General features: G+C 55.8%; 25 protein-coding genes. 14 read left to right on the forward strand and 11 right to left on the reverse strand.

What is annotated here, in order from left to right; all coding sequences use genetic code 11:
• The first annotated feature begins 82 nt into the window (after positions 1-82).
• The gene (locus I3V23_08370; protein QPI84609.1) at positions 83-808 is read left to right on the forward strand and encodes a zinc-ribbon domain-containing protein; all 726 of its coding nucleotides are present in this window, start codon (positions 83-85) and stop codon (positions 806-808) included.
• Here the strand turns inward: I3V23_08370 and I3V23_08375 are convergent.
• Both I3V23_08375 and lysA read right to left on the reverse strand, forming a co-directional pair.
• The gene (locus tag I3V23_08375) at positions 802-3246 is read right to left on the reverse strand and encodes a DUF4175 family protein (protein QPI84610.1); all 2445 of its coding nucleotides are present in this window, start codon (positions 3244-3246) and stop codon (positions 802-804) included. The two genes, I3V23_08370 and I3V23_08375, sit on opposite strands and share 7 nt — an antisense overlap.
• Positions 3247-3285: 39 nt before the next feature.
• Complete coding sequence (gene lysA, locus I3V23_08380) at positions 3286-4551, reverse strand: diaminopimelate decarboxylase (GenBank protein ID QPI84611.1); 1266 nt, start codon at positions 4549-4551, stop codon at positions 3286-3288.
• Between the two features lie 137 nt (positions 4552-4688).
• Here lysA and I3V23_08385 point away from each other — a divergent pair, with 137 nt between their 5' ends.
• Positions 4689-5675, forward strand: coding sequence for a quinone oxidoreductase (locus I3V23_08385; protein QPI84612.1), 987 nt, complete (start codon positions 4689-4691; stop codon positions 5673-5675).
• A gap of 3 nt (positions 5676-5678) precedes the next feature.
• Here the strand turns inward: I3V23_08385 and I3V23_08390 are convergent, their stop codons facing one another.
• Positions 5679-5996 (reverse strand): DUF2834 domain-containing protein, encoded by a 318-nt coding sequence (locus I3V23_08390; protein QPI84613.1) that lies wholly within the window; start codon positions 5994-5996, stop codon positions 5679-5681.
• A gap of 181 nt (positions 5997-6177) precedes the next feature.
• Here I3V23_08390 and I3V23_08395 point away from each other — a divergent pair, with 181 nt between their 5' ends.
• The 3 genes from I3V23_08395 to I3V23_08405 all read left to right on the forward strand — a co-directional run bounded on the left by I3V23_08395 (position 6178) and on the right by I3V23_08405 (position 10453).
• Positions 6178-7830 carry an electron transfer flavoprotein-ubiquinone oxidoreductase gene (locus I3V23_08395; protein ID QPI84614.1) on the forward strand — a complete coding sequence of 551 codons (1653 nt, stop codon included), beginning with the start codon at positions 6178-6180 and terminating at the stop codon, positions 7828-7830.
• A 110-nt stretch (positions 7831-7940) separates the two neighbouring features.
• Positions 7941-9632: a tetratricopeptide repeat protein gene (locus tag I3V23_08400; protein QPI84615.1), complete on the forward strand. Its 1692-nt coding sequence runs from the start codon at positions 7941-7943 to the stop codon at positions 9630-9632.
• Positions 9629-10453: a 4-(cytidine 5'-diphospho)-2-C-methyl-D-erythritol kinase gene (locus I3V23_08405; GenBank protein ID QPI84616.1), complete on the forward strand. Its 825-nt coding sequence runs from the start codon at positions 9629-9631 to the stop codon at positions 10451-10453. The genes I3V23_08400 and I3V23_08405 overlap by 4 nt, the downstream gene beginning before the upstream one ends.
• A gap of 3 nt (positions 10454-10456) precedes the next feature.
• On the opposite strand, the gene I3V23_08410 is transcribed toward I3V23_08405, so the two are convergent.
• Positions 10457-11458, reverse strand: coding sequence for a polyprenyl synthetase family protein (locus I3V23_08410; protein QPI84617.1), 1002 nt, complete (start codon positions 11456-11458; stop codon positions 10457-10459).
• Between the two features lie 68 nt (positions 11459-11526).
• Here I3V23_08410 and I3V23_08415 point away from each other — a divergent pair, with 68 nt between their 5' ends.
• From I3V23_08415 to I3V23_08425, 3 genes are all read left to right on the forward strand, one after another.
• On the forward strand, positions 11527-11742 hold the full coding sequence (locus I3V23_08415; GenBank protein ID QPI84618.1) for a DUF2007 domain-containing protein: 216 nt from the start codon (positions 11527-11529) through the stop codon (positions 11740-11742).
• Positions 11739-12506, forward strand: a complete 768-nt coding sequence (locus I3V23_08420; GenBank protein ID QPI84619.1) for a methyltransferase — start codon at positions 11739-11741, stop codon at positions 12504-12506. The genes I3V23_08415 and I3V23_08420 overlap by 4 nt, the downstream gene beginning before the upstream one ends.
• A gap of 116 nt (positions 12507-12622) precedes the next feature.
• A complete protein-coding gene (locus tag I3V23_08425) occupies positions 12623-12787 on the forward strand; it encodes a DUF465 domain-containing protein (GenBank protein ID QPI84620.1) in 165 nt (54 codons plus the stop codon).
• Positions 12788-12845: 58 nt separating this feature from the next.
• Here the strand turns inward: I3V23_08425 and phbB are convergent, their stop codons facing one another.
• From phbB to I3V23_08440, 3 genes are all read right to left on the reverse strand, one after another.
• Complete coding sequence (gene phbB, locus I3V23_08430; GenBank protein QPI84621.1) at positions 12846-13568, reverse strand: acetoacetyl-CoA reductase; 723 nt, start codon at positions 13566-13568, stop codon at positions 12846-12848.
• Positions 13569-13710: 142 nt separating this feature from the next.
• Positions 13711-14886, reverse strand: coding sequence for an acetyl-CoA C-acetyltransferase (locus I3V23_08435; protein ID QPI84622.1), 1176 nt, complete (start codon positions 14884-14886; stop codon positions 13711-13713).
• Between the two features lie 159 nt (positions 14887-15045).
• Positions 15046-15912: an EAL domain-containing protein gene (locus I3V23_08440; protein QPI86761.1), complete on the reverse strand. Its 867-nt coding sequence runs from the start codon at positions 15910-15912 to the stop codon at positions 15046-15048.
• Between the two features lie 72 nt (positions 15913-15984).
• Here I3V23_08440 and I3V23_08445 point away from each other — a divergent pair, with 72 nt between their 5' ends.
• The 3 genes from I3V23_08445 to I3V23_08455 all read left to right on the forward strand — a co-directional run bounded on the left by I3V23_08445 (position 15985) and on the right by I3V23_08455 (position 19000).
• On the forward strand, positions 15985-16557 hold the full coding sequence (locus I3V23_08445; GenBank protein ID QPI84623.1) for a DNA-3-methyladenine glycosylase I: 573 nt from the start codon (positions 15985-15987) through the stop codon (positions 16555-16557).
• Positions 16558-16638: 81 nt separating this feature from the next.
• Positions 16639-17658 (forward strand): GDP-mannose 4,6-dehydratase, encoded by a 1020-nt coding sequence (locus tag I3V23_08450; GenBank protein ID QPI84624.1) that lies wholly within the window; start codon positions 16639-16641, stop codon positions 17656-17658.
• Between the two features lie 37 nt (positions 17659-17695).
• Positions 17696-19000: a UDP-glucose/GDP-mannose dehydrogenase family protein gene (locus I3V23_08455; GenBank protein ID QPI84625.1), complete on the forward strand. Its 1305-nt coding sequence runs from the start codon at positions 17696-17698 to the stop codon at positions 18998-19000.
• Positions 19001-19004: 4 nt separating this feature from the next.
• Here the strand turns inward: I3V23_08455 and I3V23_08460 are convergent, their stop codons facing one another.
• Positions 19005-19976 carry a KpsF/GutQ family sugar-phosphate isomerase gene (locus I3V23_08460; protein QPI84626.1) on the reverse strand — a complete coding sequence of 324 codons (972 nt, stop codon included), beginning with the start codon at positions 19974-19976 and terminating at the stop codon, positions 19005-19007.
• A 157-nt stretch (positions 19977-20133) separates the two neighbouring features.
• Here I3V23_08460 and I3V23_08465 point away from each other — a divergent pair, with 157 nt between their 5' ends.
• Positions 20134-20583 (forward strand): NUDIX hydrolase, encoded by a 450-nt coding sequence (locus I3V23_08465; protein QPI84627.1) that lies wholly within the window; start codon positions 20134-20136, stop codon positions 20581-20583.
• Here the strand turns inward: I3V23_08465 and I3V23_08470 are convergent.
• Positions 20571-21884: a SpoIIE family protein phosphatase gene (locus tag I3V23_08470; GenBank protein ID QPI84628.1), complete on the reverse strand. Its 1314-nt coding sequence runs from the start codon at positions 21882-21884 to the stop codon at positions 20571-20573. The two genes, I3V23_08465 and I3V23_08470, sit on opposite strands and share 13 nt — an antisense overlap.
• A gap of 154 nt (positions 21885-22038) precedes the next feature.
• On the opposite strand from I3V23_08470, the gene I3V23_08475 reads away from it, so the two are divergent.
• Complete coding sequence (locus tag I3V23_08475) at positions 22039-22437, forward strand: Hpt domain-containing protein (GenBank protein QPI84629.1); 399 nt, start codon at positions 22039-22041, stop codon at positions 22435-22437.
• Positions 22438-22447: 10 nt separating this feature from the next.
• Here the strand turns inward: I3V23_08475 and ilvA are convergent, their stop codons facing one another.
• Positions 22448-23686: a threonine ammonia-lyase IlvA gene (ilvA, locus tag I3V23_08480; GenBank protein QPI84630.1), complete on the reverse strand. Its 1239-nt coding sequence runs from the start codon at positions 23684-23686 to the stop codon at positions 22448-22450.
• A gap of 131 nt (positions 23687-23817) precedes the next feature.
• Between ilvA and I3V23_08485 the strand changes: the two genes are divergently transcribed.
• The gene (locus tag I3V23_08485; protein ID QPI84631.1) at positions 23818-25038 is read left to right on the forward strand and encodes an argininosuccinate synthase; all 1221 of its coding nucleotides are present in this window, start codon (positions 23818-23820) and stop codon (positions 25036-25038) included.
• On the opposite strand, the gene galE is transcribed toward I3V23_08485, so the two are convergent.
• Complete coding sequence (gene galE, locus I3V23_08490; GenBank protein ID QPI84632.1) at positions 25035-26048, reverse strand: UDP-glucose 4-epimerase GalE; 1014 nt, start codon at positions 26046-26048, stop codon at positions 25035-25037. The two genes, I3V23_08485 and galE, sit on opposite strands and share 4 nt — an antisense overlap.
• Positions 26049-26100: the final 52 nt, after the last annotated feature.

A 26100-nucleotide genomic window follows, 5' to 3' on the forward strand; every position in this document is an offset into this window, starting at 1 on the left:
TAAATGGGGAAGAATACCGCCATATAGAGGCGTTACGCGGCCCCCGTGCAAAGATTGAACTCAAAGGGATTATACCACCCATATGCGCCTGACTTGTCCAAATTGCGGCGCGCGTTACGAGATTGATGACGCGCTAATCCCTGCTGAAGGGCGGGATGTGCAATGTTCCAATTGTTCGACCAATTGGTTCCAGTCTGGTGCGGTTGCGGTTGACCCGTTGAGCGCTGCACCTGCAAGCCCTGAACCTTCAAGCCCCGCGCCCGAAGCCCCGCGCCGTGAGCTTGATCCAAGCTTGAGGGCACTCTTGCGCGAAGAGGCGGAGCGCGAAGAGCGCCTGCGCCGCGAAGAAGCCGAAGGTTTGGAGCGGCAAGATGAAATGGCGCTACAAGACCCTGCGCCGACCAATGCCGCCGCGCCAGAGCCGCGAACTCCAGAACCGCAAACCAAAGATCGCGCAACGCTGTTGCCAGATATTGAGGAAATCAACGCCTCGCTTCAGCCGCAAAAGGCTGCGCCACGCCCCGCGCCGAAACAGCAAAGCGCAAGCCAAGCAACGTCACCTGACGCCGCACGCCGCAAGGGTCGCAATGCAGGTCTATTGCTGAGCTTGGGAGTGGGCATGATTGCAATAGGCGTTTACAGCAATGCCGCCCAGTTGGGCGAAGCTGTGCCAACCGCCGCGCCTTATCTCATCCAATATGCCAATGGTGTAGAGGCACTGCGCGACCAAATCCTAGACTGGCTGCGCGAAACTTTGCCTGCGCTTCAGGCACAGATTACAGCCTTGATCGCCTCTTTCACTCAGTAAGGCTCAATCAAACGTCTGAGATAATCACGCTCTTGGTCTGGGCGCGTGGTTTCACCAGAACGGCGGCGCAGTTCCTCAAGCAATTCCTCTGCACGCCGCGCGGCCTCTTGGCGGGACAATGGCCCGCCTGCCACACCCGCCCCTTCGCCCCCCGTGGCGCGACCAAGCGGGTCGGTCAATGGGCGCGCAGATCCTTGCTGCTGCCCACCTTGCTGCGCCTCACCCATCTGTGGCGCATCATCCTCGCGGGGGGTGCCGCCCTCATCGGCAAAGGCGCGCCCCAACTGATCCATACCCTCGCGCAATGCATCCATAGCGTCCGCCTGACGATCCAAAGCACCCGCCACATCGCCCTCTTCCAAAGCGCGCGCCGCATCACGCATCGCGCGTTCCGCCTCGTCTAAACGATCCCGCGCCGCTTGGCCTTCTTCACGTCCTTGGCCGGGCAAGTTTTCTGCCTGCTCACGCAAGCTGTCGCGCAAAGCCTCTTGGCGATCGGCAAGGGATTGTTCCCCATCTTGGTCAGAAGGCTCGCCCTGACCAAAACTATCTTGGAAAGACCGAAAACTATCATCCGCCAAACCCTGCTGTTCACGCAACGTGTCGCGCAGATCTTCCATCGCGCGTTCGCCCGCGGAACCCTGCCCCTGCCCTTGGGTCACTTCCATATTTTCAAGCATTTGTGACAAGGCATCTAGCATCGCCTGCGCCTCGGCCATGCGCCCTTGCTCCATCAACTCCTGAATTTGATCCATCATCTGGGACAGATCATTCATCGACAACTCCATCCCCTCTTGCCCTTGATCGGGGCTGTCCGTGGGGGTGTCACTGGGTTCGGCAGATTGCGCCAATTCACGGATGTAATCATCCATGGCACGCTGTAAATCTTCCATCAGCTGAGCGATTTCTTCGTCACTGGCCCCGCGCCGCATCGCCTCGGATAAGCGTTCTTGCGCTTGGCGCAGGGCCGCCAACGCATCATCTAAATCTATCTCCTCGAGATCTACCGCCACCTGCCAGAGGATTTCCGCCAATTCATCACGGATTTCACGAGCCAAGGGCGCAGGGGCCGCCTCTATGCGGCGAATGACACTGCGCAGGGGCAAATAGGTTGCCTCATCCTCCAAATAGGTCTGCGGCGCATAGGTGATGGCGCGCAAAACCTGCGCCACGCGCGGCGCATTTTCAACCGACCACAAAAGGTCACGGCGCTGTTCAATGAGGCTTGCCGCGAGCGGGTCAAAAAATCTTCGGGATAGCAAACGTGCCACCTGCAAGGTCGCGCGACCCGTTTGGCCCAAATCATCTTCGACTGTGACAGTGAGGGTCACGGGTAAGTTCGCCAAAACGGATTTGGAGAGATCTTCGATCAAGGTTTCCGAAAAAGCCGCCCGATCCCCCGAAAACGGCATCGGCAAATCAAAGACCAAATCATCGCGGGGTTCAGGCGGAACGCGCAACCCATAGCGCCGAGTCACAGCCTCTAGATCAAGCGATAGGGAGGCGGCACCGCCTAAAATCGCAAAATCATCCTGCGCGCGATAGGCAATCGCCGTTTGATCCGGTGCCTCAAGCTGCGGCGCCCCTAATATCGTGACGCTTGGGGGCGCATCAGGGGTCAGGATAAAACGCCATGCTGCGTCACCAATCGCGACATCCCCTGATTGCGAGATGATCAGATCATCGGCTAAAGCACCTGCCTGATCGCCAAAGCTATGGGTGACCTCCATCGCATCTGCGCTGTCATATATGCGCAAAATCAGACGCGTGCCCGTGACAACTTCAATCGCGCTTGCATCCGCATGTGGTAAATCCTGCAGGTAAAGCGTGGGCAGCCCCGTGTAGCGCGGCGGCTCAACCCATGCTTCCCAACTGGGGCCTACTGCAATCTCTGATCCTTGAGACGGTTGCACCTCACGCGCGGCGTCGCCAAAAATCAGCGCCATCGCCAAAGCGGTCAGCGCAATTAAGCGCAGCGCATAAGGATCACGGCGGGCCAAGTGTGGAGCGGGTTTGATCGCCTCGAGCCCCGCAAGATCACGCTGCATCCGCGCCAAATGCGCCTGCCACAGGGCCGCAGTGCGGATTTGACCACGGCCGACCGATATTTCATCCAAATATGCGCTAATCGGGCGATGAGGGTGGCTGTGGTCTAGCCGTGCAAGGGCTGCATCGCGGCGGGGCCATTGAAATGCGGCAACCCCGCGCCACAGCGTTGTGACAAATAAGCCCGCCAAAACAATCCAAATCGCAGGGTGCAAAAGAGCCGCCCCCGCGAAAACCCAAACCGCATAGCACAGCGCAACAAGGGACAAAAACGGCCAAAAGGCACCCAAGCCGCGCTCCCAGATCATGGCGGCCCATGTCAGGCGCAGGGGCCAGCGGATCTGCTGTATCACCTGTGCGGTTTTGTCGATCTCGTCCATCAGCCCCATCATCTGCGGCCTGATTCCAACCCAATCAGGCGGGTTCTGGCATTATAGCCATTCAGGAACGATATCGCGGTTGATGATTTCGTCAAACTCTGGACGTTTGCGGATGACGCTGAATTGATCGTCTTTCACCAAAACCTCTGGGATCAGAGGCCGCGTGTTGTACTCGCTCGACATAACCGCGCCATAGGCCCCTGCCGACCGAAAGGCCACAAGATCCCCTGCGACAAGTTTCGGCAGATTGCGGGCTTTGGCGAATGTGTCGCCTGTCTCGCAGACAGGGCCAACCACGTCATAGGGGCGCTGCTCGGCGGCGGCTTCGGCCTCAATCACGGGGATGATGTCATGCCACGCGCCATACATCGCAGGGCGGATCAGATCATTCATCGCCGCATCCAAGATCAAGAAATCGCGCCCCTCGCCCGATTTCACATAGATCACCTCGGACACCAAAATCCCTGCATTTCCTGAAATCAAGCGGCCAGGTTCGATTTCAACCTCAACACCCAAATCCCCAACACAGCGCTTGATCAAAGCCCCGTATTCAACGGGCAAAGGCGGCGCAGAATTTGACCGCTCATAGGGGATACCCAAGCCTCCCCCCAAATCTAGACGGCGAATATTATGCCCGTCCGCACGCAAAGCGCGCGTTAAATCGGCCACTTTGTTATAAGCCAACTCGAACGGGGCAAGGTCGGTAAGCTGGCTGCCAATATGCACATCAACCCCGATCACATCTATCGCAGGCAGGCTTGCTGCATAGGCGTAGACCTCGCGGGCGCGGGCGATGGGGATACCAAATTTATTTTCAGATTTGCCTGTGGCGATCTTTTCGTGCGTTTTCGCGTCAACATCGGGATTAACACGAATGGTAATCGGTGCCGTCACGCCAAGGCTTTGTGCGACCTCGGACAAAACCGCCAATTCAGGCTCCGATTCCACGTTGAATTGCCGAATGCCACCTTCGAGAACAGTGCGCATCTCTGCGCGGGTCTTACCCACGCCAGAAAACACGATTTTCGATCCATCAACACCCGCAGCGCGTGCGCGGGCGTATTCGCCGCCAGACACAACATCCATACCCGCGCCCAAATTGCCCAAATGGCGTAATACCGCTTGGTTTGAGTTGGATTTCACGGCGAAACAAACAAGATTGTCCAAGCCCGCAAGCGCGTCTTTGAACAAACTGTAATGGCGGGTCAGCGTGGCTGTGGAATAGAGGTAAAACGGCGTGCCAACCTGAGCGGCGATTTCGCGCACGGCAACATCCTCGGCATAAAGCTCGCCGTTCTTATACAGAAAATGATCCATTGCCCGACCTCCGCGCGGCATCTTTTGGGTGCGCCTCGCGCTTATCACCCTTGCGCGCGGTTTCAAACCCTCTCTGGACGGGCAGGGGGCTGCGCCCTAGGTTCCGTGCAACGATATTTCTCCAAAGGGAAACGCATATGAGCGATCTGGCAAAAACCGTCATCATCGAGGCACATGGTGGATCTGAGGTCTTGAAATTGGTTGAACGGCCCGTGGGTGACCCACAGGCGGGCGAGGTTAAAATCCGCCACAAAGCCGTTGGGCTGAATTTCATTGATGTTTATCAACGCTCTGGCTTGTATCCAATGGCGCTGCCCCATGCTTTGGGTATGGAAGCCGCAGGGATTGTCGAGGCGGTTGGCGCAGGTGTAACCCATCTCAAAGAAGGCGACCGCGTGGCCTATGCAGCGCAACCGCCCGGGGCCTATACCGAGGCCCGCGTCATGCCTGCCGCGCAAGTCTGCCCTCTGCCAGATGCGATTTCGTTCGAAGAGGGCGCGGCAATGATGCTGAAAGGTCTGACCGCGCATTACCTGTTTCGCCGCACCACCGAGATCAAGCGCGGGGATCGGGTGTTGTTCCACGCGGCGGCAGGCGGTGTTGGTTTGATTGCCTGCCAATGGGCACGCTCCGAAGGGATCGAATTGATCGGAACTGCAGGGTCTGACGCAAAGTGCGCGCTGGCGCTTGCACATGGCGCGACCCATTGCATCAACTATAGCACCGAGGACTTCACCGCGCAGACCCGCGAGATCACTGGCGGGACAGGCGTTGATGTTGTGATGGATTCCATAGGCGCCGCCACATTTGAAGGCTCGCTTGACTGCTTGCGCCCCTTGGGGATGATGATTTCCTTCGGCAATGCCTCAGGCCCTGTGCCGCCCGTATCCCTCGCGACATTGGCGGGCAAAGGATCGCTCAAGATCACACGCCCCACATTGTTCACCCATATCGCGGATCACGATACCTGCCAAACCATGGCGCGCGAGTTGTTCGACAAGGTCACGGCAGGCGATGTGACAATCCGCATTGATCAGCGATTTGCGCTTGAGGAGATTTCCAAAGCCCATGATGCGCTAGAAGCGCGGGCCACCACAGGATCAACCATCCTGACGTTGGACTAGGCCTCAGACTTCGTGGCGGGAGCGCAAGAACAAATAAAGCGGCAGGCCGCAGCTGACCCCGATCCCGTAAATCGCGGGGATTGCCAAAAGCGACACCCAATCGCGCCGCGCAATCCCCTCAACCAATATCCAAACGGTCAGGGTGACAGCGGCAATGGTCAAATCCCAGACCAGACCTGATGAAGCATCATTGGCGTGCCACGCATCCACCATCGCCATAATCGACCAGTCATTCGCGGCCAACCATGGCAAGAAATATTGCATTGGCAAAATCGTTCCCAAAATAGCCAAGCCTAGGTAGATCATTCGCAGTTTCGACATTCGGCTTCCCCTTTTACCCATCTTCTGCGCAGCAGATAGCACGCGCGCAAGTTTTGCAAATTATTCAGTCGTAACGCGACAATATATTGTCGCGTATCAATTGACCCCCTGACCCAGATCGCGCTACCTGTTCCTGACACTTTACGCCCAGACCACCCGACTGTCGGAAGGAACGAGACCCATGGCGGATATAGAACGCGAATCCGTAGAATATGATGTCGTCATCGTTGGCGCAGGCCCATCAGGCCTATCTGCCGCGATCCGTCTCAAGCAACTTGACCCCGATCTCAGTGTGGTCGTGCTTGAAAAAGGGTCAGAGGTTGGGGCGCATATCCTGTCAGGTGCGGTGCTTGACCCCGCAGGGCTTGACGCGCTGATCCCTGATTGGAAAGCCAAAGGTGCGCCTGTTACAGTGCCAGTGCGCGAAGATAATTTCTATATGCTCGGCGAAGCGGGCGGCATTCGTTTGCCCAATATGCTGATGCCACCCTTGATGAACAATCACGGCAATTACATCGTTTCGATGGGCAATGTCTGCCGTTGGTTGGCTGAGCAAGCCGAAGGCTTGGGCGTTGAGATTTTCCCCGGCATGGCCTGTTCTGAATTGGTTTATGCGGATGACGGGTCTGTCAAAGGGGTCGTTGCGGGCGTGTTTGGTCTGAATGCGGATGGCACCCCCTCAGACGGCTTTGAACCGGGGATGGAGCTGCACGGCAAATATGTCTTCTTGGGCGAAGGCGTGCGCGGCTCACTGACCAAAGAGGTCATTTCAAAATTCGGCCTTTCCGAGGGCAAAGAACCGCAGAAATTCGGCCTTGGGATGAAAGAAATTTGGGAAATTGACCCCGCCAAGCACCGCGAGGGGACTGTGACCCATACGATGGGTTGGCCGCTTGGAAATAATGCAGGCGGCGGCAGCTTTGTATATCACCTTGATAACAATCAAGTTTATGTGGGTTTCGTGGTGCATTTGAACTATGAGAACCCGCATCTATACCCCTACATGGAATTCCAACGCTTCAAGCATCATCCGATGATTGCTGAGTTGTTGAAGGGTGGAAAACGTGTTGCCTATGGCGCGCGCGCGATTTCCGAAGGCGGCTATCAATCTATGCCAAACCCTGTCGCGCCAGGTGTTGCGATTTTGGGCTGTGGCGTGGGCCTTGTGAACGTGCCGCGTATCAAGGGCAACCATAACGCGATGCTCTCGGGCATTGCGGCCGCCGAAGCGGCGCATAGCGCGATCAAGGCGGGCCGCTCAAGTGACAGGCTGGACGATTACGCCACGGCACTCACCGATGGCCCGATTGGCAAAGATCTAAAGCGTGTGCGCAACGTCAAACCGCTTTGGTCAAAATTTGGCCTTTTGGGCGGCCTGAGCTTTGGTGGTTTGGACATGTGGGTTGCGAACCTGACGGGGCTCAATCTTTTTGGCACAATGCGTCACGGCAAAACCGATGCCGCCGCAACGGGCAAAGCCAAGGATTTCGCGCCAATCGATTATCCAAAACCAGATGGGGTTTTGTCCTTTGACCGGCTGACCAATGTCAGTTTCTCAATGACCAATCACGAAGAAAGCCAACCCGCGCATCTGCGTCTTGCGGATGCCTCGGTGCCGATTTCAATTAATCTGCCCGAATATGCCGAACCTGCACAACGCTACTGCCCCGCAGGGGTTTACGAAGTTGTGGAGGAAGCGGGTAAAGACGCGCGCTTTGTGATCAATTTCCAAAACTGTGTGCATTGCAAAACATGCGACATCAAAGACCCCTCGCAAAATATCACTTGGGTCACACCGCAAGGTGGGGATGGGCCAAATTACCCGAATATGTGATTGAAAATCGGATTAATTCAGCAGGGCGCGGCATCTTTATCGGGTGTCGCGCCATTGTTTTCATCCGATCAAGCCCCTAATCTCAGTCACATATAAACGGGAGCCACCCTATGCGTCACCTGACAGCCTCAGCCTTGATCCTTGCCCTGTCTCTCGGCGGGCAAATACACAAGGCCGAGGCGCAGATTGTGAACCGTGACACAAGCGCGGGGGCCTATCTCGCTGCGCGCCATGCGCTGAACGAAAGCAACTATCGGGTTGCAGCGAATTATCTGGATCAATTGCTAGCCTTAGATCGCACGAACGGGGATTTGGCCATCAATGCGATCCTTTCCCATGCGGCCTTGGGGGATTGGTCACGAGCCGCCGAGATTTCAACCACCATCAAGGACGACAATCCAAGCCGTGAATTGGCAGATTTGGCGATCTTGGTCGACCTTTTGCAGAGAGGCGATGTTGAGGCCGCATTCACCCGCATCCGTGCTGAGCGGGGCGCGGGTCTATTGGTGGATGATCTGATTGCGGGCTGGCTTTACCTTGCACAGGGCCAAATGGATCTCGCAAGCGACAGTTTTAATGGGCTTGCGGGGGATCAGGGGCTTGCCGATCTCGCCTATTACCACTTGGCCCTCGCCCGTGGTGCGGTCGGCGATTTTGAGGGTGCCGCACAGATTTATGAGGGCGTGGAATTCAATCTGGGCGCAGCAGGATCACGCATCCTGCGGGCCTATGCGCAAACCTTGGTGCAACTTGACCGCGCGGATGACGCTGTGGCGATGTTGGACGGCATCTTGTCCCAAAATCGTGATCCCAGCCTTGCGGCCCTGCGGGATGACATCGCGACCAATCCAACCCGCAGCTATGATTTTGTCGTCACCCCGCAACAAGGTTTAGCGGAGGTTTTCTTCACATTGGCCGAGGCCTTAGGGCGCGAGAGCGGGCCAACCCTGCCGCTGATTTACGCACGAGCGGCCTATCACATTGACCCTAACCATCTGGAGGCCGCGCTTTTAAGCGGTGATCTGTTGGTGGAAACGGGCCAGTTTGAGCTGGCGGTTGAGATCTATGGTGCCGTGCCTGCAGATCACCCCTTAGCCCTTGAGGCAACGATTGGCCGTTCTGATGCCTTTGCCCGCACAGGCCGCAGTGATGAAGCGATCACAACCCTGCAAGACCTGATTGCCGCAGAGCCACAGCCCTTTGCCGTTCATGCACAGCTTGGCGATTTGCTGCGCCGTGACGAGCGGTTCACCGAGGCCGCAGCGGCCTATAGCCAAGCGGTAGAGCTGATTGATCAAGAAGATCCAAGGTTCTGGTTCCTGTTTTATGCGCGCGGGATTTGCTATGAACAAACCGATGAATGGGATGCAGCCGAAGCAGATTTCCGTAAGGCGCTGCGCCTAAGCCCTGACCAAGCCTCCGTGTTGAATTACTTGGGCTATTCTTTGGTGGAACAACGCCGCAATCTAGACGAGGCGTTGACGATGATCGAACGTGCGGTCGCGCTAGAACCCGAGTCTGGCTATATCGTAGACAGCCTTGCTTGGGTCTATTTCCGCCTTGGTCGCTATCAGGAGGCAGTCGCGCCAATGGAACGTGCGGTCGAATTGCTGCCCACTGACCCGATCGTCAATGATCATCTGGGCGATGTGTATTGGAAGGTTGGTCGTCAACGCGAAGCGCGGTTCCAATGGGAACGCGCGCTGTCCTTTGAACCGACCGAAGAAGATGCTGAGCGGATCAGACTGAAACTTGAGCTCGGTCTGGATGCGGTTCAGCAACGCGAGGTCGAAGGGAAATGACCCTGCGCCCCGCACAAGCCAAGCTCAATCTGGCTTTGCATGTGGTGGGCCAAAGGGCGGATGGGTATCACTTACTCGACTCGCTTGTGTGCTTTGTTGAGGTAGCAGATTACCTTGAAATCAGCCCAGCAGAGGAACTTACCCTCACAGTTTCAGGCCCTTTTGCCCAGGGTGTGCCCACAGATCAGCGTAATTCGGTGCTTAAAGCGGCGGGTCTTTTCCCGCGCATAAAGGGCCAAGGTGCTGCAATCCATCTGGTCAAAAACCTGCCCCATGGCGCTGGAATTGGCGGTGGGTCTGCTGATGCGGCGGCCACTTTGCAGGGGCTTGCAGACCTATGGGGATGCGATCTGCCCCCGCGCGATGCGATCCTATCTTTGGGCGCAGATGTGCCAGTGTGCCTTGAGACTGCGCCCGTTTATATGCGCGGCATTGGCGATGAAATCACCGCCGCGCCCACGCTGCCACCGCTTTGGGCGGTTTTGGTCAATCCCAATCTGCCACTGGCCACACCATCTGTATTTGCCGCGCTGACCACCAAGACCAATCCCGCACTGTCGGCATGGCATGATGATTTTTGGACTTGGATCGCCGCGCAACGCAATGATCTACAAGACCCCGCCATCGACCTTTGCCCAGAGATTGGCACTGTTTTGGCAGAACTGCGCCGCACCAAAGATATGCGTCTGGCCCGTATGAGCGGATCAGGCAGCACCTGCTTTGCCCTTTATGACAGCGCCGTTGCCGCTGAAAAAGCAGCCGCAGACCTCGCGGCCAACAAGCCGCACTGGTGGGTCAAAACGGGTGCAGTTCTTCGTTAAGGATTACGCGATCCGCGCAACCACATAATCCGCTAAGTCGCGCATCATATCGCGCAAGGGATGATCAGGAAGGCCGGCCAAAGATGTCTTTGCGTGATCCGCAAACCGCAAGGCCTCAACGCGGGTTTCTTCAAGCGCACCATGACGGGTCAAAATGGCAAAGGCCTGTTCCAAATCCCCTTCGCCCTGATCCCCGCGTCCAATCGTGCGCGCCCAGAATTCACGCTCGGTTGCATCGGCCTTAGCAATCGCACGAATGACGGGCAGGGTCATTTTCCGCTCACGGAAATCATCGCCCGTATTCTTGCCCATGGCCCCCGAAGCACCGCCCCAATCCAAAAGATCATCAACGATCTGGAAGGAAACGCCCAACGCATCGCCATATTGGGCAAGGGCCTCACGATCTGCATCACTGCGCCCGGCCAGAACGGCGCCCGCTTCGGTGGCCGCCTGAAACAGGGCGGCAGTCTTGCCGCGGATCACCTGCATGTAGGTGTCCTCGCTGGTGGTGATATCCATCGCGGCGGTCATCTGCAGAACCTCGCCCTCTGCAATCGTTGCCGCCGCATTGGAGAGAATTTCCAAAACATCCAAATTTTGCGGCTCGACCATCAACTGAAATGCGCGCGCAAATAGATAATCGCCGACCAAGACCGAAGATTTATTGTCCCAAAGCAAATTCGCAGTCGGACGACCACGGCGCTGGTTGCTTTCATCGACCACATCATCATGCAACAGCGTAGCCGTGTGGATAAACTCTACGGTCGCGGCCAATTTAATATGGCCCTCGCCTTTATATCCGCACAGATTGGCCGCCGCCAAAGTCAGCATCGGGCGGATACGCTTTCCGCCTGCATCAATCAAATGTGCCGTCACCTCGGGAATGCGTGGCGCGTGCCGCGAAGCCATACGTTCACGGATCAACTGATCCACAGCGCCCATTTCTGCCTCAAGATGGGCGGCCAAACGCTCATGCGGTTTTGCACTGGCATGGTCTAGCGACATGAATTCTCTTTCTCCCGTGACCCGCAGCCTCTCTCGACAGACGCGATCGGGGGGCCTAAGTCAACCTGATGCATGAAGTTCTGCGCAGCAACGATCCAACGGTCATCGCCTTTGCCTCCGTCATCTTATCTGGCGAGGGTATAGAGGTGTTCGAGTTTGACGTAAATATGAGCCTGCTTGAAGGCTCCATTGGCATATTGCCGCGCCGATTGATGGTGCGGCGGCAGGATTTGCACATGGCGCGCATCGCATTGCGCGATAATGGTTTAGAGGTCAGCCCATGAGCGTGCCTTTCTCGGACGATGATCTGACCTGCGATGGTTTTTTGGATGGTGCGCTTCAGATCTACCAGCCAAGCACAGGCTATCGCGCCGCCACAGACCCGATCTTTTTGGCGGCAGCCTGTCCGGCGCGCGCGGGTCAATCGGTGTTGGAATTGGGCTGCGGGGTTGGCACAGCCAGCCTAGCCTTGGGAAAGCGTGTTGCTGACTTACGCATGGTCGGGGTTGAGCGCCAGGAAAACTATGCCCAGCTTGCACAGCGCAATGCCGACAATGCCGCCCTTCCCTTAGAGGTCGTGGTTGCGGATTTAACCACGCTGTCACGGCATCTCACTGAAACTTTTGATCATGTCATGGCCAACCCGCCTTTTTTCGCGACAGGGGATGGAACAGGGGCCAAGGATGCAGGGCGTGAAGCAGCACGGCGCGAGGAAACAGGGTTAAACGACTGGATCAGCTGCGCAAAAAAACGCCTAAAGCCACAAGGATGGCTGACCCTCATCCACATCGCTGAACGTCTGCCAGAAATATTAGCGGCCCTTCAGGCCGAGAAATTTGGCGCGATTTCCATTTTGCCCCTGCAATCCCGCGCAGGGCAAACCGCAAAGCGCGTGGTGATCCGCGCGCGCAAATTGGCGAAAACACCTGCCACCCTCTGCCCGCCCTTCATCATTCATGCGGGCGCGGCCCATGAAAAGGATGGCGATGACTATTCGGATGCCGCCCGCACTGTTCTGCGCCAAGGTGCGGCGATCAACTGGCCATAAGACCAGCATCGGCAAACTGCCGCGCATCATGACAGTTTTATGAAGGGAATGCGTGACACGACTCACAATCCGTGGTGCACTGACCTTGTCGAACATCAACGAGAGGAGATTTGACCATGTCACTGAACGGACATTTGCAGCAACTCAAGAAGAAGCACGAAACCCTCTCCAAACGCGTGGAAGAAGCGCAACGAAGTCCAAGCATGGATGGATCAGAAATCCGCGATCTGAAAAAGCAAAAGCTGAAAATCAAAGAAGAAATTGCCCGCCTAAACGGCTGAGCCAAAAGAAAACCGCCCCCCACCAGAGTGAGGGGCGGTTTTTTCATCAGCCTCGTGATTACACGAAGAACTGCGCCCCATTGGCGGAGATGGTAGACCCGTTGATGAACCCTGCATCATCAGATGCAAGGAAGGCCACGCAGCGGGCGATTTCGTCAGGTTCACCCAAGCGACCCGCTGGGATGCCTGCAACGATTTTCGCGCGCACCTCTTCTGGGATCGCCATAACCATTTCGGTTGCAATATAGCCGGGGCAAATCGCGTTGGCCGTAATGCCTGCGCGCGCGCCTTCTTGCGCCAGAGATTTCACAATCCCCAAATCTCCCGCCTTGGTCGCGGCGTAATTCACTTGGCCGAACTGGCCCTTTTGGCCATTGATCGAAGAGATCACAATGACACGGCCAAATTTGCGCTCGCGCATTCCAGGCCAAATCGGATGAACCGTGTTGAACACACCCGTCAGGTTGGTGTCGATCACCTCATGCCATTGTTCGGGCGTCATTTTGTGGAAAGGCGCATCGCGGGTGATACCCGCATTGGCGACAACAACATCAATTGGGCCAAGATCAGCCTCGACCTTGGCGATACCCGCAGCGGAATCTTCGTAAGAGCCAACATTCCATTTATAGGTTTTGATGCCTGTGGCTTTGGTGAATTCCGCAGCTTTCTCATCATTGCCCGCATAGGTTGCAGCAACCTCATAGCCTTCGGCCTTTAAACGCTTGGAGATTGCCTCCCCAATACCGCGGCTGCCACCTGTTACTAATGCTACTCTTGCCATATCTTCCTCCGATCAGGCCTAGGTCTGTGTAACGTTGTTACGATAGATATGCTGCGCGCGCAACATTGTTTCGCATATGATTTTGCGGATGCAAAAAGGGGCGCCCGAAAGCGCCCCTTGCGAAATACCCCAATAAGTTGCCTCAGGGGCGTTCAAGGCACATGGCCACGCCCATGCCGCCGCCGATGCACAAGGTCGCTAGACCTTTTTTCGCATCACGGCGCTGCATTTCGAACAAAAGCGTGTTCAGGATACGACAGCCAGACGCACCAATCGGGTGGCCAATGGCAATAGCGCCGCCATTCACGTTCACAATATCAGGGTTCCACCCCATATCCTTGTTCACAGCGCAGGCCTGCGCAGCAAAAGCTTCGTTGGCTTCAACCAAATCAAGATCAGCAGCAGCCCACCCCGCTTTGTCCAATGCCTTACGTGACGCATAGATCGGGCCAACACCCATGATCGAAGGGTCAAGACCCGCAGTGGCATAAGAGGCAATGCGCGCCAATGGGGTTAGACCGCGCTTCTGCGCGTCTTCTTCTGACATCAACAACACCGCGGCAGCGCCATCATTGAGGCCCGAGGCATTGCCCGCTGTCACAGAGCCATCCTTTGCAAAGGCAGGACGCAAGCCTGCCATCGCTTCGACTGTTGCGCCATGGCGGATATATTCATCGCTATCAACAACAGTTTCACCCTTACGCGTTTTCAGCGTAACAGGGGTGATCTCATCCACGAATTTACCTGCCTTTTGCGCTGCCTCAGCCTTGTTCTGGCTCGCAGCCGCAAATTCGTCCTGAGCCTCGCGGCTGATTTGCCATTGATTGGCGACATTCTCGGCGGTCTGGCCCATGTGATAGCCGTTAAACGCGTCCCACAAACCATCACGAATCATTGTGTCGATATAGGCCAAATCACCCATTTTCTGGCCCTGACGCAGGCAGGCTGCATGGGGGCTCATCGACATATTTTCTTGACCACCAGCGGCAACGATTGCAGCGTCACCCAGCATAATGTGCTGTGCCCCAATTGCGACTGAACGCAGGCCCGAACCGCAGACCTGATTGATGCTCCATGCGGCCGCTTCCTGTGGGAAACCTGCATTAATATGCGCCTGACGCGCGGGGTTTTGACCTTGTGCCGCTGTCAAAACTTGACCCAAAATTGTCTCGGACACTTCGGATTTATCAATCCCTGCGCGGGCCACAATGGCCTCAAGCACAACGCGCCCAAGTTCATGGGCAGGCGTATTTGCGAATGATCCCAGAAAACTACCCACCGCTGTGCGTGCAGCAGAAACAATCACCACGTTGGTCATTAGACGTCCTTTCCTGACCTATCCCTGCCGACCCCGTGGCGGAGAGGAGAGGGCCGCGGGGCCGAAATTCTTTCCTCAAGGTCTAGTGATAGGCCTTCATCGCTCAACCGACAACAGACTTTGTTGTCGCGCTTGCTAGACATCTGCGCAATTGACAGATTAACGCGACCCAGGGCGCACCCGCCGTGGCGCAGCAATAGAGGGATGACTAGGGGCGGTTTCCTTCAGCCACGGCTTTTCCAAACTGGGCACGGCGTATACATATCCTTGCAACCCATCAAAGCCCGCCCGCGACAGCCAATCGGCATCGGCAGGGTTTTCAATCCCTTCCGCCACAATCAGCATATCAAAATGGCGTGCCACGGATTGGATCGCAGAACATAAAACCTGATTGTCGGGATCATCGGCGACATGCGCCACGAATTGCGCATCAACCTTCAGAATATCAAACGAGAAGTCCCGCAAATAGCGCAAGGCAGTATTCCCTGCCCCAAAATCATCCAAGGCAAAGCTAACCCCCTTCGCGTGCAGATCCCGCATAAACGGCGTCACCAATTCAGGCATCTGCATCGCGCTTGTCTCAGTGATCTCAAGGATCAAACGTTCCAAATCTTGCGGATGGGCGGCAATATGAGCGGCCAGAATTTTATGAAACGGCGCATAGCCGATAGAGCGGGCTGACATATTCACCGCAAGACGCAGATGCGGCGCTTCATGTATAGCTGCAAGCCCCATCGCAAGGGCCGCGCAATCCAGCCTGCGGCCAAGTTCTGTGGCCTCAACCTCCATGATAAAATCGCGGGCGGGGATCAGCCGCCCCGCCTCATCAAATACGCGCACCAACCCCTCGTAAAAGGCAGGGCCTTTCCCATGGGCCCGCATAATCGGCTGAAATGCCAAGGCGACATCCCCCCGCCTCAAAGCCCCTTCGACTAGGGCGATTGCCCCGCGCCGCATATCGGTCATGGCAACCGCGAAAGGGCTGGCCAAATCAGGATTTGCAAAATCACTGCGCGGCACGGTCATGGTCATCTCCAATTGCTGCCTTGTAGATGTGCCGTGCCAACTCTTAATGTGAGGTGAACAAAGGGGCAGATTATGGATGATCCAACGATAATTCGCTGCGCATGGTGCTTGGGCGATCCCGACTATATCGCCTATCACGACCAAGAATGGGGGCGGCCCCTCTATGACAGCCGCGGGCTGTTTGAAAACTTGTGTCTTGAAGGGTTCCAAGCAGGCCTAAGTTGGATCACGATCCTGCGAAAGCGCGAGAATTTTCGCGCTGCTTTTGCAGGGTTTGATCCCCATGCACTCGCCAAATGGGGTTCGGCGGATATTGAGCGATTGATGCAAGACCAAGGCGTCATTCGCCACCGCGGTAAAATTGAGGCCACCCTTACAAATGCACAGGCCTATCTCAAACTTGAGGCTGAGATTGGCTTTTCAAAATTTATCTGGGGTTTTGTGGATCACACCCCGCAGATAAACCGCCCCCAAACCCTTGGTGATGTTCCAGCACAAACCGCAACCTCGGCGGCGCTGTCCAAGGCCCTAAAGCAGGCAGGGTTCAAATTCTGCGGCCCCACAACAGTTTATGCCTTCATGCAAGCCAGTGGGCTTGTGAATGATCATTTTGCAACCTGTGCCTTTGCGCCAAATATCACATAGCCCCCAAAAGCGCGGATTTGTCTCTTGGAGGTTCAAGGCTTTCCCTGTTAGGGAAACCCAAACGACAATCGAGGACATGACATGGCCACACGGCGCGCATTGGTAACGGGTTCATCTGGTTTTATCGGGTTTCACCTGTCGCAGCGTCTCTTGGCCGATGGGTGGGAGGTTCTGGGCCTAGATGCCATGACCGATTACTATGATGTCACCCTCAAAGAACGCCGCGAGGCGATGCTGAACCAGTCGCCCAATTTCCGCGTTGTGCATGATCGGGTTGAGGGTGCGGGTGTCATGGATGGGCTCATGGCCGATTTCCATCCTGACGCGGTGATCCACCTCGCCGCGCAAGCGGGGGTGCGTTATTCCATCGACAATCCCGAAAGCTATGTCGAAGCCAATTTGATCGGAACCTTCCGCGTGCTTGAGGCCGCGCGCCATCACAAGCCCGCACATTTACTAATCGCCTCGACCTCCTCCGCCTATGGCGCGAATGAGACGATGCCCTATGCCGAAACGCAAAAATGCGACACACAGATGTCTTTCTATGCGGCAACCAAGAAATCCAACGAAGTGATGGCGCATTCCTATGCCCATCTTTTTGACATCCCCACCACATTGTTTCGGTTTTTCACGGTCTACGGCCCATGGGGCAGGCCTGATATGGCGCTGTTCAAATTCACCAAGGCGATCCTCGAAGGTAAGCCAATTGATGTCTACAACCATGGCGAAATGGCCCGTGATTTTACCTATGTCACAGATCTGGTTGATGGGATTGTGCGTCTGATTGATGCCATACCGACCCGCCCCAACGCGGCCTCTGAGATTGCTGAAGGCGATAGCCTTTCACCTGTTGCGCCCCATCGCATTGTGAATATCGGAAACTCACAATCAGTGCCTTTGATGGAATTCATCGCCGCGATAGAAGCGCGTCTTGGGATCGAGGCGCAAAAGAATTTCATGGATATGCAAGCAGGCGATGTGCCTGCCACATGGGCCGATGCAAGCCTTTTGATGCGCTTAACAGGCTACAAGCCACAAACCGCAGTGCAAGACGGGGTTGCCGCGTTTGTGGACTGGTATCGCGATTATTATCGCTGCTAGGACGAGAACAAGATTGGCCAAAAAAGGACATTAAACCATGCGGATTGCAATGATTGGCACAGGCTATGTTGGCTTGGTTTCGGGGGTCTGCTTCTCGGATTTTGGGCATGAGGTGATCTGTGTCGACAAGGCCCCAGAAAAAATCGCTAAACTGAATAAGGGTGAGGTTCCGATTTATGAGCCCGGCCTTGAGGATTTGATGGCCCGCAATGTCGAGGCGGGGCGGCTGTCCTTTACAACGGATTTGGCGCACGCTGTAGATGGGGCAGATGCTGTGTTTATTGCTGTTGGCACGCCCACGCGGCGGGGCGATGGCCATGCTGACCTCACCTATGTCATGGCCGCCGCCGAAGAAGTCGGGCGCGCGCTGACAGGCTATGCCGTGGTGGTGACAAAATCGACTGTGCCTGTTGGCACCAACCGCAAGGTGCAAGAGGTTGTGGCACAGGCCAATCCAAAGGCGGAGTTTGATGTTGCCTCAAACCCTGAGTTTCTTCGGGAAGGGGCCGCGATTGACGATTTCATGAAGCCAGACCGCGTTGTGGTTGGCGTGCAATCAGAGCGCGCAGCCAAGGTTATGGCAGAGATTTATCGCCCCCTGTATCTGCGCGATTTTCCAATCGTGACCACCGATCTGGAATCGGCGGAAATGATCAAATACGCGGCCAATGCCTTTCTTGCGACCAAGATCACCTTCATCAATGAAATCGCCGCGCTCTGCGAAAAAGTCGGCGCGGATGTGAAGGAAGTCTCAAAAGGTATGGGGCTTGATGGGCGCATTGGAAATAAGTTTCTACATGCAGGGCCAGGGTATGGTGGGTCTTGTTTCCCCAAGGACACCCAAGCCTTGGCGCGGATCGGTCAGGATTTTGCAGCCCCCCAACAGATTGTAGAAACAGTGATCCGCGTGAATGACGCAGTTAAACTGCGCATGATCGAAAAACTGCGTGATCTGTGTGATGGCAGTTTCAATGGCAAGAAAATCGCTGTGCTGGGCGTAACCTTTAAGCCAAACACCGATGATATGCGTGATGCGCCTTCGCTTACCATTGTGCCCGCTCTTGTGGGCGGTGGCGCGACCGTGCGTGTGGTCGACCCGCAAGGCCGCCGTGAAGGGGAGCATCTGTTGCCAAATGTGACATGGTGCGATGACCCCTATACCGCTGCGGAAGCCGCCGATCTTTTGGTGATCCTAACCGAGTGGAACGAGTTCCGCGCGCTGGATTTAACCCGTTTGTCCAAGGGCATGGCGCAGGCGCGCATGGCCGATTTGCGCAATATATACAGCCGCCAAGATGCGCTAGCCGCAGGCTTTGCCACCTATGACGCGATAGGACGCTAAAGGTTTAAGCCAAACCCGCCCGCAGGCAATCGTGCAAGTGCAACAGACCGACAGGGCGTTGTTCATCATCCAACGCGAAAAGGGCTGTGATTTTATGCGCTGACATGACCGCCAAGGCCTCGGCGGCAAGGGCATCTGGGGCGGTCACGCGGGGGGATTTGGTGGCGACATCACCAGCCGTGCAGGACATTAGCCGCGCCATGTTGCGCCGCAAATCCCCATCCGAGATCACCCCATCAAGGCGACCTTCGCCGTCCAAGACCCCCACGATACCGAAGCTTTTCTCGGTCATCACCAACAGGGTCTCAGGCATCGGGGTGGTCACCTGAACCAAGGGCAAGGCCGCCCCTTCATGCATCAATTGCGCAACTTTTGACAATTGTGCGCCCAATTTCCCGCCGGGATGAAAGGTGCGGAATTGATCGGGTCGAAAACCGCGCTGCTCCATGACACAAACGGCCAATGCATCGCCCAAGGCAAGTGTTAGGGTCGTTGAGGTTGTCGGCGCCATCCCAATCACACAAGCCTCAGGCGCGGCAGGCAAGGTCAAACGATACTGCGCCGCCCGCATCAATGTGCTGTCTTCGCGCCCTGATATGCCAATCATCGGGATTGAAAACCGCGCCACATGGGCAACGATATCGCCCAATTCAGCCGTTTCACCTGAGTTTGAGATCAAAATCACCAAATCCTCAGGGGTGATCATACCTAAATCACCGTGGCTTGCCTCAGCAGGGTGGACAAAAGCCGAAGGTGTACCAGTCGAAGCAAGGGTTGAGCTGATCTTGCGCGCAATATGCCCCGATTTTCCGATACCAGATAGGATCACACGGCCTTTCGTGGCCAACATGGCCTCAACCGCGCCGTCAAAATCAGCAGGCAAGTGCGCGGCCAAAGCCATCACCGCATCCGCCTCAATTTTCAAAACGCGGGCGGCGGTGTCGCGGATCGCGGCCAATTTATCCTGCTGTGTCATAATCTCTTGCCCGATCTGGTTGGTGTGGCGTGCTGTGGTCTGACTTAGACAAAAAATCAAGCTTTGCACAGGGTCTGACATGCATTTGAGGGGTTTTGAGAACGGGATACACCTGTCAAAGTCGTGCTCAAAGCAAGTCGCACCTGAGGGGGATAAAATGAACCGCCGTTTTGGCAATTGGCCAGATCCAAACCAATATTACCGCCCCCGCGCGGGGGCCTATGCGATTATTGATGCAGGTGATGGCATTCTGGCCACATTCCAAGAGGATCCAGACCCCGAATTTCAATTGCCTGGGGGCGGGATTGACGCAGGCGAAACCGCCATCCAAGCCTTGCATCGCGAAGTTTTGGAAGAAACGGGATATCGCATCCATGGAATTCGCCGCTTGGGGATGTTTCATCGCCATACATTCATGCCCGATTATGGCTATCACGCACATAAGCAGTGCCACATCTTCTATGCCCAACTGGGGCGCCGCATGGGGGAACCAACAGAGGCAGGCCATAGCGCGATTTTCCTGCCGTGGGACGAGGCTGAAACGCTATTGGCCGTGTCAGGGGATCGGCATTTTGTGCGGCAACTCCTGGCCCATTATGGCCGATAGGCCAACATGGCGGCAGAGATATCATCCACGAATTCATCACCACCCGCATAGGCCTCAAGATCGCAGGTCAGGGCGGAAAGTAGGTCATGGCCGCGCCGCTCCTGATGGCGCGCCAAGGCCGTAGCCAAACCGGCCTCTTGCCACAATTGCCCTTGCGGATTGGGGCATTCGACCCATCCATCCGAATATAGAAACAGACAATCCCCGCCCGTGAGCGTGAATTCTTGCTCAACCCAATCTGCGTCCTCCAAAAGACCGATGGGCAATCCACCTGTGCCAATTTCCTGCACACTGCCCCCATTGCGTAAAACGAAGGGCAAGGGATGGCCCGCTTGAACAAAGCGGCCCGTTCCAGTTTTCAGATTGAACAGCACATAGCACAACGTAAAGTAATGCCCCCCCATATCCTCGCGAAGCATCAGACGGTTAAGGGCTTGCGCCACCTCAACAGGGGGTAAGGCCTGCACCGCGCCACCGTTGCGCCGCAGGCAGAGGTTTCGTTCAGCCGAATGCGGCAAGAGCAAACTGGCCAAGCGCGCGGTGATCATCGCTGCTGAAACGCCATGACCCGAGACATCCAAAGAGAACATGCCGATCTTGTCTTCACCTGCAGGAAAATAACCGACAAGATCACCGCCAACATGGCCCGATGCGCGCAGCATCAACGACAGCTGTGCCTCAGGCAGGCTAACAGATGGTTCGCGCACCAAGGCCTGTTGCATATCACGCGCCGCCTGAAGGTCACGATCCAGATCAACATAAAGAACGCTAAGTTTCTCAAGGGTTTGGCTGAGCAGCGCATTTTTCTGCTGTAATTCGCTGTGAATTTGCAAAATCCGCTCGCCTGCGCGCAACCGCGCCAATAATTCGGGCGGATGCACGGGCTTTGAAAGAAAATCATCCGCACCCGAGTCCAAACCCGCCGTAATCGCGTCCCGTCCTGTTTTTGAGGTCAGCAGGATGACATAAGAATACCCGTCCGTCTCAATCTTGCGCAGATGGGCGCAGAATTCTGGGCCAGACATTTCTGGCATCACCCAATCACAGACGACCAGCGACATTTGCCGCTGTTTCAACACCTCAAGCCCATGGGTTGCTGTCTCGCATGGCACTGGGTCATAGCCCCACTGGGACAGCATATGGCAAATCAACCGCCGTTGCGCGGCACTGTCATCGATCACCAGAACAGGCATTGGGTGTCCCGCATAAGGCGATACCCGCGCAGAAGGCATATCTGCGAGGGTTGGCAACCGTGAGGGCCGCGCAGCAATCCTATGATTGGTCAGGGCGTGAATCGTCACGGAAATCTCCTTTGCCCGACCCTCTTAGCGCCCTGTTCCTAATACAACGTAAACGCGAGTAGGCGCTCAGGCTGTAAACTTCAGCCCTGCCGTAAACACTTCTTTAACCGCTAGGGGCGTATCGAGGGGCAAGGCAAAAGGCGAAGGCAGCAAGATGACCGCATTTTCCACAAATCACGGCGCGCGCTCGCATCTGGGTCAAATTCAATCTCGATTGGCCGCAAATGCCATTGACCTTGATCATGTCACCATTTTGCGCAGCGAATTGGGCGAAGATGAATTCATCGACTTGGCGGCGGTGTTTATCGCCGAATTGAAAAATGACCTCAGCGCCTTATCCGCTGATCCAAACATGGCCACAGCACGTGCATTTCATGCATTGCGCGGGGCGGCCAGTAATCTTGGCCTAACTAGCTTTTGCGAATATTGCCACAGACTTGAACATCGTGAGGGGCTCGCAACACAGGCCGATCTCGACAGTTTGACCCGACTGCTTTCGACCGGTCTTGCGGCGCTGGCGCACCATATCCCCCAACTTGGCGCCGAGATTTAGACCGCGCTTTTCAAATCAGAAATTCAGCCAAAACCTCGTCATTGGTAATGTCGCGACAGGCAAATCCACGCGCCTCAATCCGCGCCATTAGATCCGGAAAATGCGCGGCGTCTTTTGTTTCAATCCCAATTAAAACCGATCCGAAATTGCGCGCGGATTTCTTCAAATACTCAAATCGCGCGATATCATCATCTGGGCCAAGCAGGTTCAAAAATTCGCGCAGGGCCCCGGGGCGCTGCGGCATACGCAAGATGAAATATTTCTTTACGCCCAAGAAGCGCATTGCACGCTCTTTGACTTCGGGCAATCGCTCGAAATCGAAATTTCCGCCAGAGGTCACACAGACCACCGACTTACCCGTAATCTCATCGGCAATTTCAGGCAAAACATCAATCGACAAGGCCCCGGCAGGTTCCAGCACAATGCCTTCGATGTTGAGCATCTCTTGAATCGTCACGCAAATTCGGTTTTCAGGTGCCAAATGCACGCGTTCAGGCTTGATATGACTGAGCCGCGCAAAGGTTTTTTCACCAATGCGCGCAACAGCCGCGCCATCGACAAACGTATCTTCAATTTTGACCGTCTTTGGCGCGCCCTCGGTCAGTGCTGCGGTCAGACTTGGGCCGCCCACAGGCTCAACCAAGGTCACGGCCTGATCGCGCCCGAGATACGACAACATACCCGCTGACAACCCCCCACCCCCTACAGGCAGCACCAAGCAATCGGGGGCGCGGCCCAGTTGCTCGACCATCTCAACAGCCACCGAAGCCTGCCCCTCAATCACATCTTCATCATCAAAAGGTGACAGGAAATGAGCACCTTCGCGCGCGCAAAATCCCTGCGCTGCGGCCAATGTCTCATCAAAATAATCGCCGACCAATTCGATGCGCACATTGCCCCCCCCAAAGGCACGGGTTTTGGCGATCTTCTGCTGTGGGGTGGTGACGGGCATGAAAATCACACCTTCAACCCCAAAATGCTGGCAGACATAGGCCACGCCTTGTGCGTGATTGCCCGCGCTGGCGCAAACGAATTGCCGGCGCGTGGCATCCACGGCCAAAGCCTTGCGCATTGCGTTAAAGGCACCGCGAATTTTATACGAGCGCACAGGACTAAGATCCTCGCGCTTGAGCCAAATATCTGCGCCATAGCGCTCTGACAGATAAATATTTTTCTGCAAAGGCGTAGGCGTAAACAAGGCGCGCATTGCCTGTTCTGCAGCTTTGGCATTATTTTTAAAATCATTCATTCCCTAGGCCTGCCTTAAAGATTGCCCCCTGTCTAGCCTGCGCAATGCGCCAAGCGGATACTGCGCCAACTTGCGTCCCTCGCCAAAACCCGTTATCGCGCGCCAATCCCTTTCAAATTCGGAGCTAAACGATGTCTGCGCCCAAGAAAGTTGTTCTCGCTTATTCAGGTGGTCTTGATACATCCATCATCCTGAAATGGCTGCAGACCGAATATGGCTGCGAGGTCGTGACCTTTACCGCCGATCTGGGTCAAGGCGAAGAACTGGAGCCCGCACGCAAAAAGGCCGAATTGCTGGGCGTGTCCGAAATTTTCATCGAAGACCTCCGCGAAGAATTCGTGCGCGATTTCGTTTTCCCGATGTTCCGCGCCAATGCGATTTACGAGGGGCTTTATCTTCTTGGCACATCCATCGCGCGCCCGCTGATTTCCAAGCGGTTGGTTGAAATTGCCGAAGCCACTGGGGCCGATGCGATCTCGCATGGGGCAACGGGCAAGGGCAATGACCAAGTGCGTTTTGAATTGGCCGCCTACGCGCTGAACCCAGACATCAAAGTCATCGCACCATGGCGGTTGTGGGATTTGACCAGCCGCACAAAATTGTTGGATTTTGCAGAAAAAAATCAAATTCCTATCGCCAAGGACAAACGCGGCGAAGCCCCATTTTCAGTGGATGCAAACCTGCTGCACACATCTTCTGAAGGGAAAGTTCTCGAAGACCCCGCACAAGAAGCGCCCGACTACGTCTATCAGCGCAGCGTCCATCCTGAAGACGCGCCTGACACGCCCGAAATGGTGGAAATCACGTTTGAGCGCGGTGATGCAGTTGCAATCAATGGCACCGCAATGAGCCCCGCCACAATCCTGACCAAGCTCAATGAATTGGGCGGCAAGCACGGCATTGGCCGCCTTGATCTGGTTGAAAACCGCTTTGTTGGGATGAAATCGCGCGGCATTTATGAAACACCAGGCGGCACGATTTTGCTTGAGGCCCATCGCGGGATTGAGCAGATCACCTTGGATAGCGGCGCGGGCCATCTGAAAGATTCCATCATGCCGCGCTATGCGGAACTGATCTATAACGGCTTCTGGTTCAGCCCTGAGCGCGAAATGCTTCAAGCGCTGATCGACAAAAGCCAGGAGCATGTATCTGGCACTGTGCGCGTCAAACTCTATAAGGGTGCGGCACGCACTGTGGCGCGTTGGTCCGATCACAGCCTATATTCCGAGGCCCATGTGACCTTCGAAGAGGATGCGGGCGCCTATGATCAAAAAGATGCGCAGGGCTTTATCCAGCTGAACGCGCTGCGCTTGAAACTGTTGGCCGCGCGCAATCGCCGCCTAAAAGGTTAATCGTTCCCGCACTCTTGGGCCTGCATCCAAGCCCAAGAACTGGCGCACATCTCATCAAGCCCGCGCTTTGCTTCAAACCCTAGCAGATCGCGGGCTTTTTCTGTTTTGGCACAATAAATTGGCACATCCCCCTCACGGCGCGCGACAATCTCATAGGGCAACTGGCGGTTCGTAGCGCGCTGATAGGCGGCGATCATTTCCAAGACCGAATACCCCCGCCCCGTCCCTAGATTGACCAAATGCCCGTGCCCCTGCCGCAACTGCGCCAAAGACAGAACATGACCTTCGGCCAAATCTTCAACATGGATATAATCCCGAACACCCGTGCCATCGGGAGTGTCATAATCATTTCCAAAAACCGAGATTTTTGCCAATGCGCCAGTGGCCACCTTGGCAATATAAGGCATCAGATTGTTTGGGATATCCGCAGGGTCTTCGCCAATCAGCGCCGAGCCATGCGCCCCAGCGGGGTTGAAATAACGCAAAACACCCACCGCCCATTCTGGATCAGCTGCACACAGATCCTGCAACATTTCTTCGCAGATGATTTTGGTGCGCCCGTAAGGGTTCATCGCACGGCGTGGCGCAGTTTCGGGTGTTGGGGTTTCATCAGGCTCACCATAAACTGTGGCGGATGACGAAAACACAAGGCGCTTACACCCTGCCCGTTCCATTGCGCCGAGGAGGTTCAAAAAACCACCCACGTTATTATCAAAATACGCCAATGGCTTGGCAACGCTTTCGCCCACCGCTTTATGGGCGGCCAAATGAATCACCCCGCCAAATTCATGTTCCTGAAAGGCCTGATCAAGGCAGGCACTGTCGCGGATGTCCCCCTCAATAACGCTTGGGGCCGTGCCCATGATCTGCGCCAAACGCACAGGCACATCGCGGCGGGCGTTGTTAAAATTATCGAATATGACGGGGGTATAGCCCGCCTCATGCAAAGCGACCACGACATGCGAACCAATATAGCCCGCCCCACCTGTTACCAGAATTTGCTCTGCCATGGATCACCCGTGCGGAAACTGCGGTATTGTCAATCCTGCTGTCAGAAAACAC

This window comes from Rhodobacterales bacterium HKCCA1288 (assembly GCA_015693905.1).
In the GTDB taxonomy this organism is placed as follows: Bacteria; Pseudomonadota; Alphaproteobacteria; order Rhodobacterales; family Rhodobacteraceae; genus M30B80.

Bases quoted from the DNA above. Each gene is read 5' to 3' on its own strand.
- I3V23_08370 (QPI84609.1), top strand. From the start codon at position 83: ATGCGCCTGACTTGTCCAAATTGCGGCGCGCGTTACGAGATTGATGAC.
- I3V23_08375 (QPI84610.1), bottom strand. From the start codon at position 3,246: ATGATGGGGCTGATGGACGAGATCGACAAAACCGCACAGGTGATACAG.
- lysA (QPI84611.1), bottom strand. From the start codon at position 4,551: ATGGATCATTTTCTGTATAAGAACGGCGAGCTTTATGCCGAGGATGTT.
- I3V23_08385 (QPI84612.1), top strand. From the start codon at position 4,689: ATGAGCGATCTGGCAAAAACCGTCATCATCGAGGCACATGGTGGATCT.
- I3V23_08390 (QPI84613.1), bottom strand. From the start codon at position 5,996: ATGTCGAAACTGCGAATGATCTACCTAGGCTTGGCTATTTTGGGAACG.
- I3V23_08395 (QPI84614.1), top strand. From the start codon at position 6,178: ATGGCGGATATAGAACGCGAATCCGTAGAATATGATGTCGTCATCGTT.
- I3V23_08400 (QPI84615.1), top strand. From the start codon at position 7,941: ATGCGTCACCTGACAGCCTCAGCCTTGATCCTTGCCCTGTCTCTCGGC.
- I3V23_08405 (QPI84616.1), top strand. From the start codon at position 9,629: ATGACCCTGCGCCCCGCACAAGCCAAGCTCAATCTGGCTTTGCATGTG.
- I3V23_08410 (QPI84617.1), bottom strand. From the start codon at position 11,458: ATGTCGCTAGACCATGCCAGTGCAAAACCGCATGAGCGTTTGGCCGCC.
- I3V23_08415 (QPI84618.1), top strand. From the start codon at position 11,527: ATGCATGAAGTTCTGCGCAGCAACGATCCAACGGTCATCGCCTTTGCC.
- I3V23_08420 (QPI84619.1), top strand. From the start codon at position 11,739: ATGAGCGTGCCTTTCTCGGACGATGATCTGACCTGCGATGGTTTTTTG.
- I3V23_08425 (QPI84620.1), top strand. From the start codon at position 12,623: ATGTCACTGAACGGACATTTGCAGCAACTCAAGAAGAAGCACGAAACC.
- phbB (QPI84621.1), bottom strand. From the start codon at position 13,568: ATGGCAAGAGTAGCATTAGTAACAGGTGGCAGCCGCGGTATTGGGGAG.
- I3V23_08435 (QPI84622.1), bottom strand. From the start codon at position 14,886: ATGACCAACGTGGTGATTGTTTCTGCTGCACGCACAGCGGTGGGTAGT.
- I3V23_08440 (QPI86761.1), bottom strand. From the start codon at position 15,912: ATGACCGTGCCGCGCAGTGATTTTGCAAATCCTGATTTGGCCAGCCCT.
- I3V23_08445 (QPI84623.1), top strand. From the start codon at position 15,985: ATGGATGATCCAACGATAATTCGCTGCGCATGGTGCTTGGGCGATCCC.
- I3V23_08450 (QPI84624.1), top strand. From the start codon at position 16,639: ATGGCCACACGGCGCGCATTGGTAACGGGTTCATCTGGTTTTATCGGG.
- I3V23_08455 (QPI84625.1), top strand. From the start codon at position 17,696: ATGCGGATTGCAATGATTGGCACAGGCTATGTTGGCTTGGTTTCGGGG.
- I3V23_08460 (QPI84626.1), bottom strand. From the start codon at position 19,976: ATGACACAGCAGGATAAATTGGCCGCGATCCGCGACACCGCCGCCCGC.
- I3V23_08465 (QPI84627.1), top strand. From the start codon at position 20,134: ATGAACCGCCGTTTTGGCAATTGGCCAGATCCAAACCAATATTACCGC.
- I3V23_08475 (QPI84629.1), top strand. From the start codon at position 22,039: ATGACCGCATTTTCCACAAATCACGGCGCGCGCTCGCATCTGGGTCAA.
- ilvA (QPI84630.1), bottom strand. From the start codon at position 23,686: ATGAATGATTTTAAAAATAATGCCAAAGCTGCAGAACAGGCAATGCGC.
- I3V23_08485 (QPI84631.1), top strand. From the start codon at position 23,818: ATGTCTGCGCCCAAGAAAGTTGTTCTCGCTTATTCAGGTGGTCTTGAT.
- galE (QPI84632.1), bottom strand. From the start codon at position 26,048: ATGGCAGAGCAAATTCTGGTAACAGGTGGGGCGGGCTATATTGGTTCG.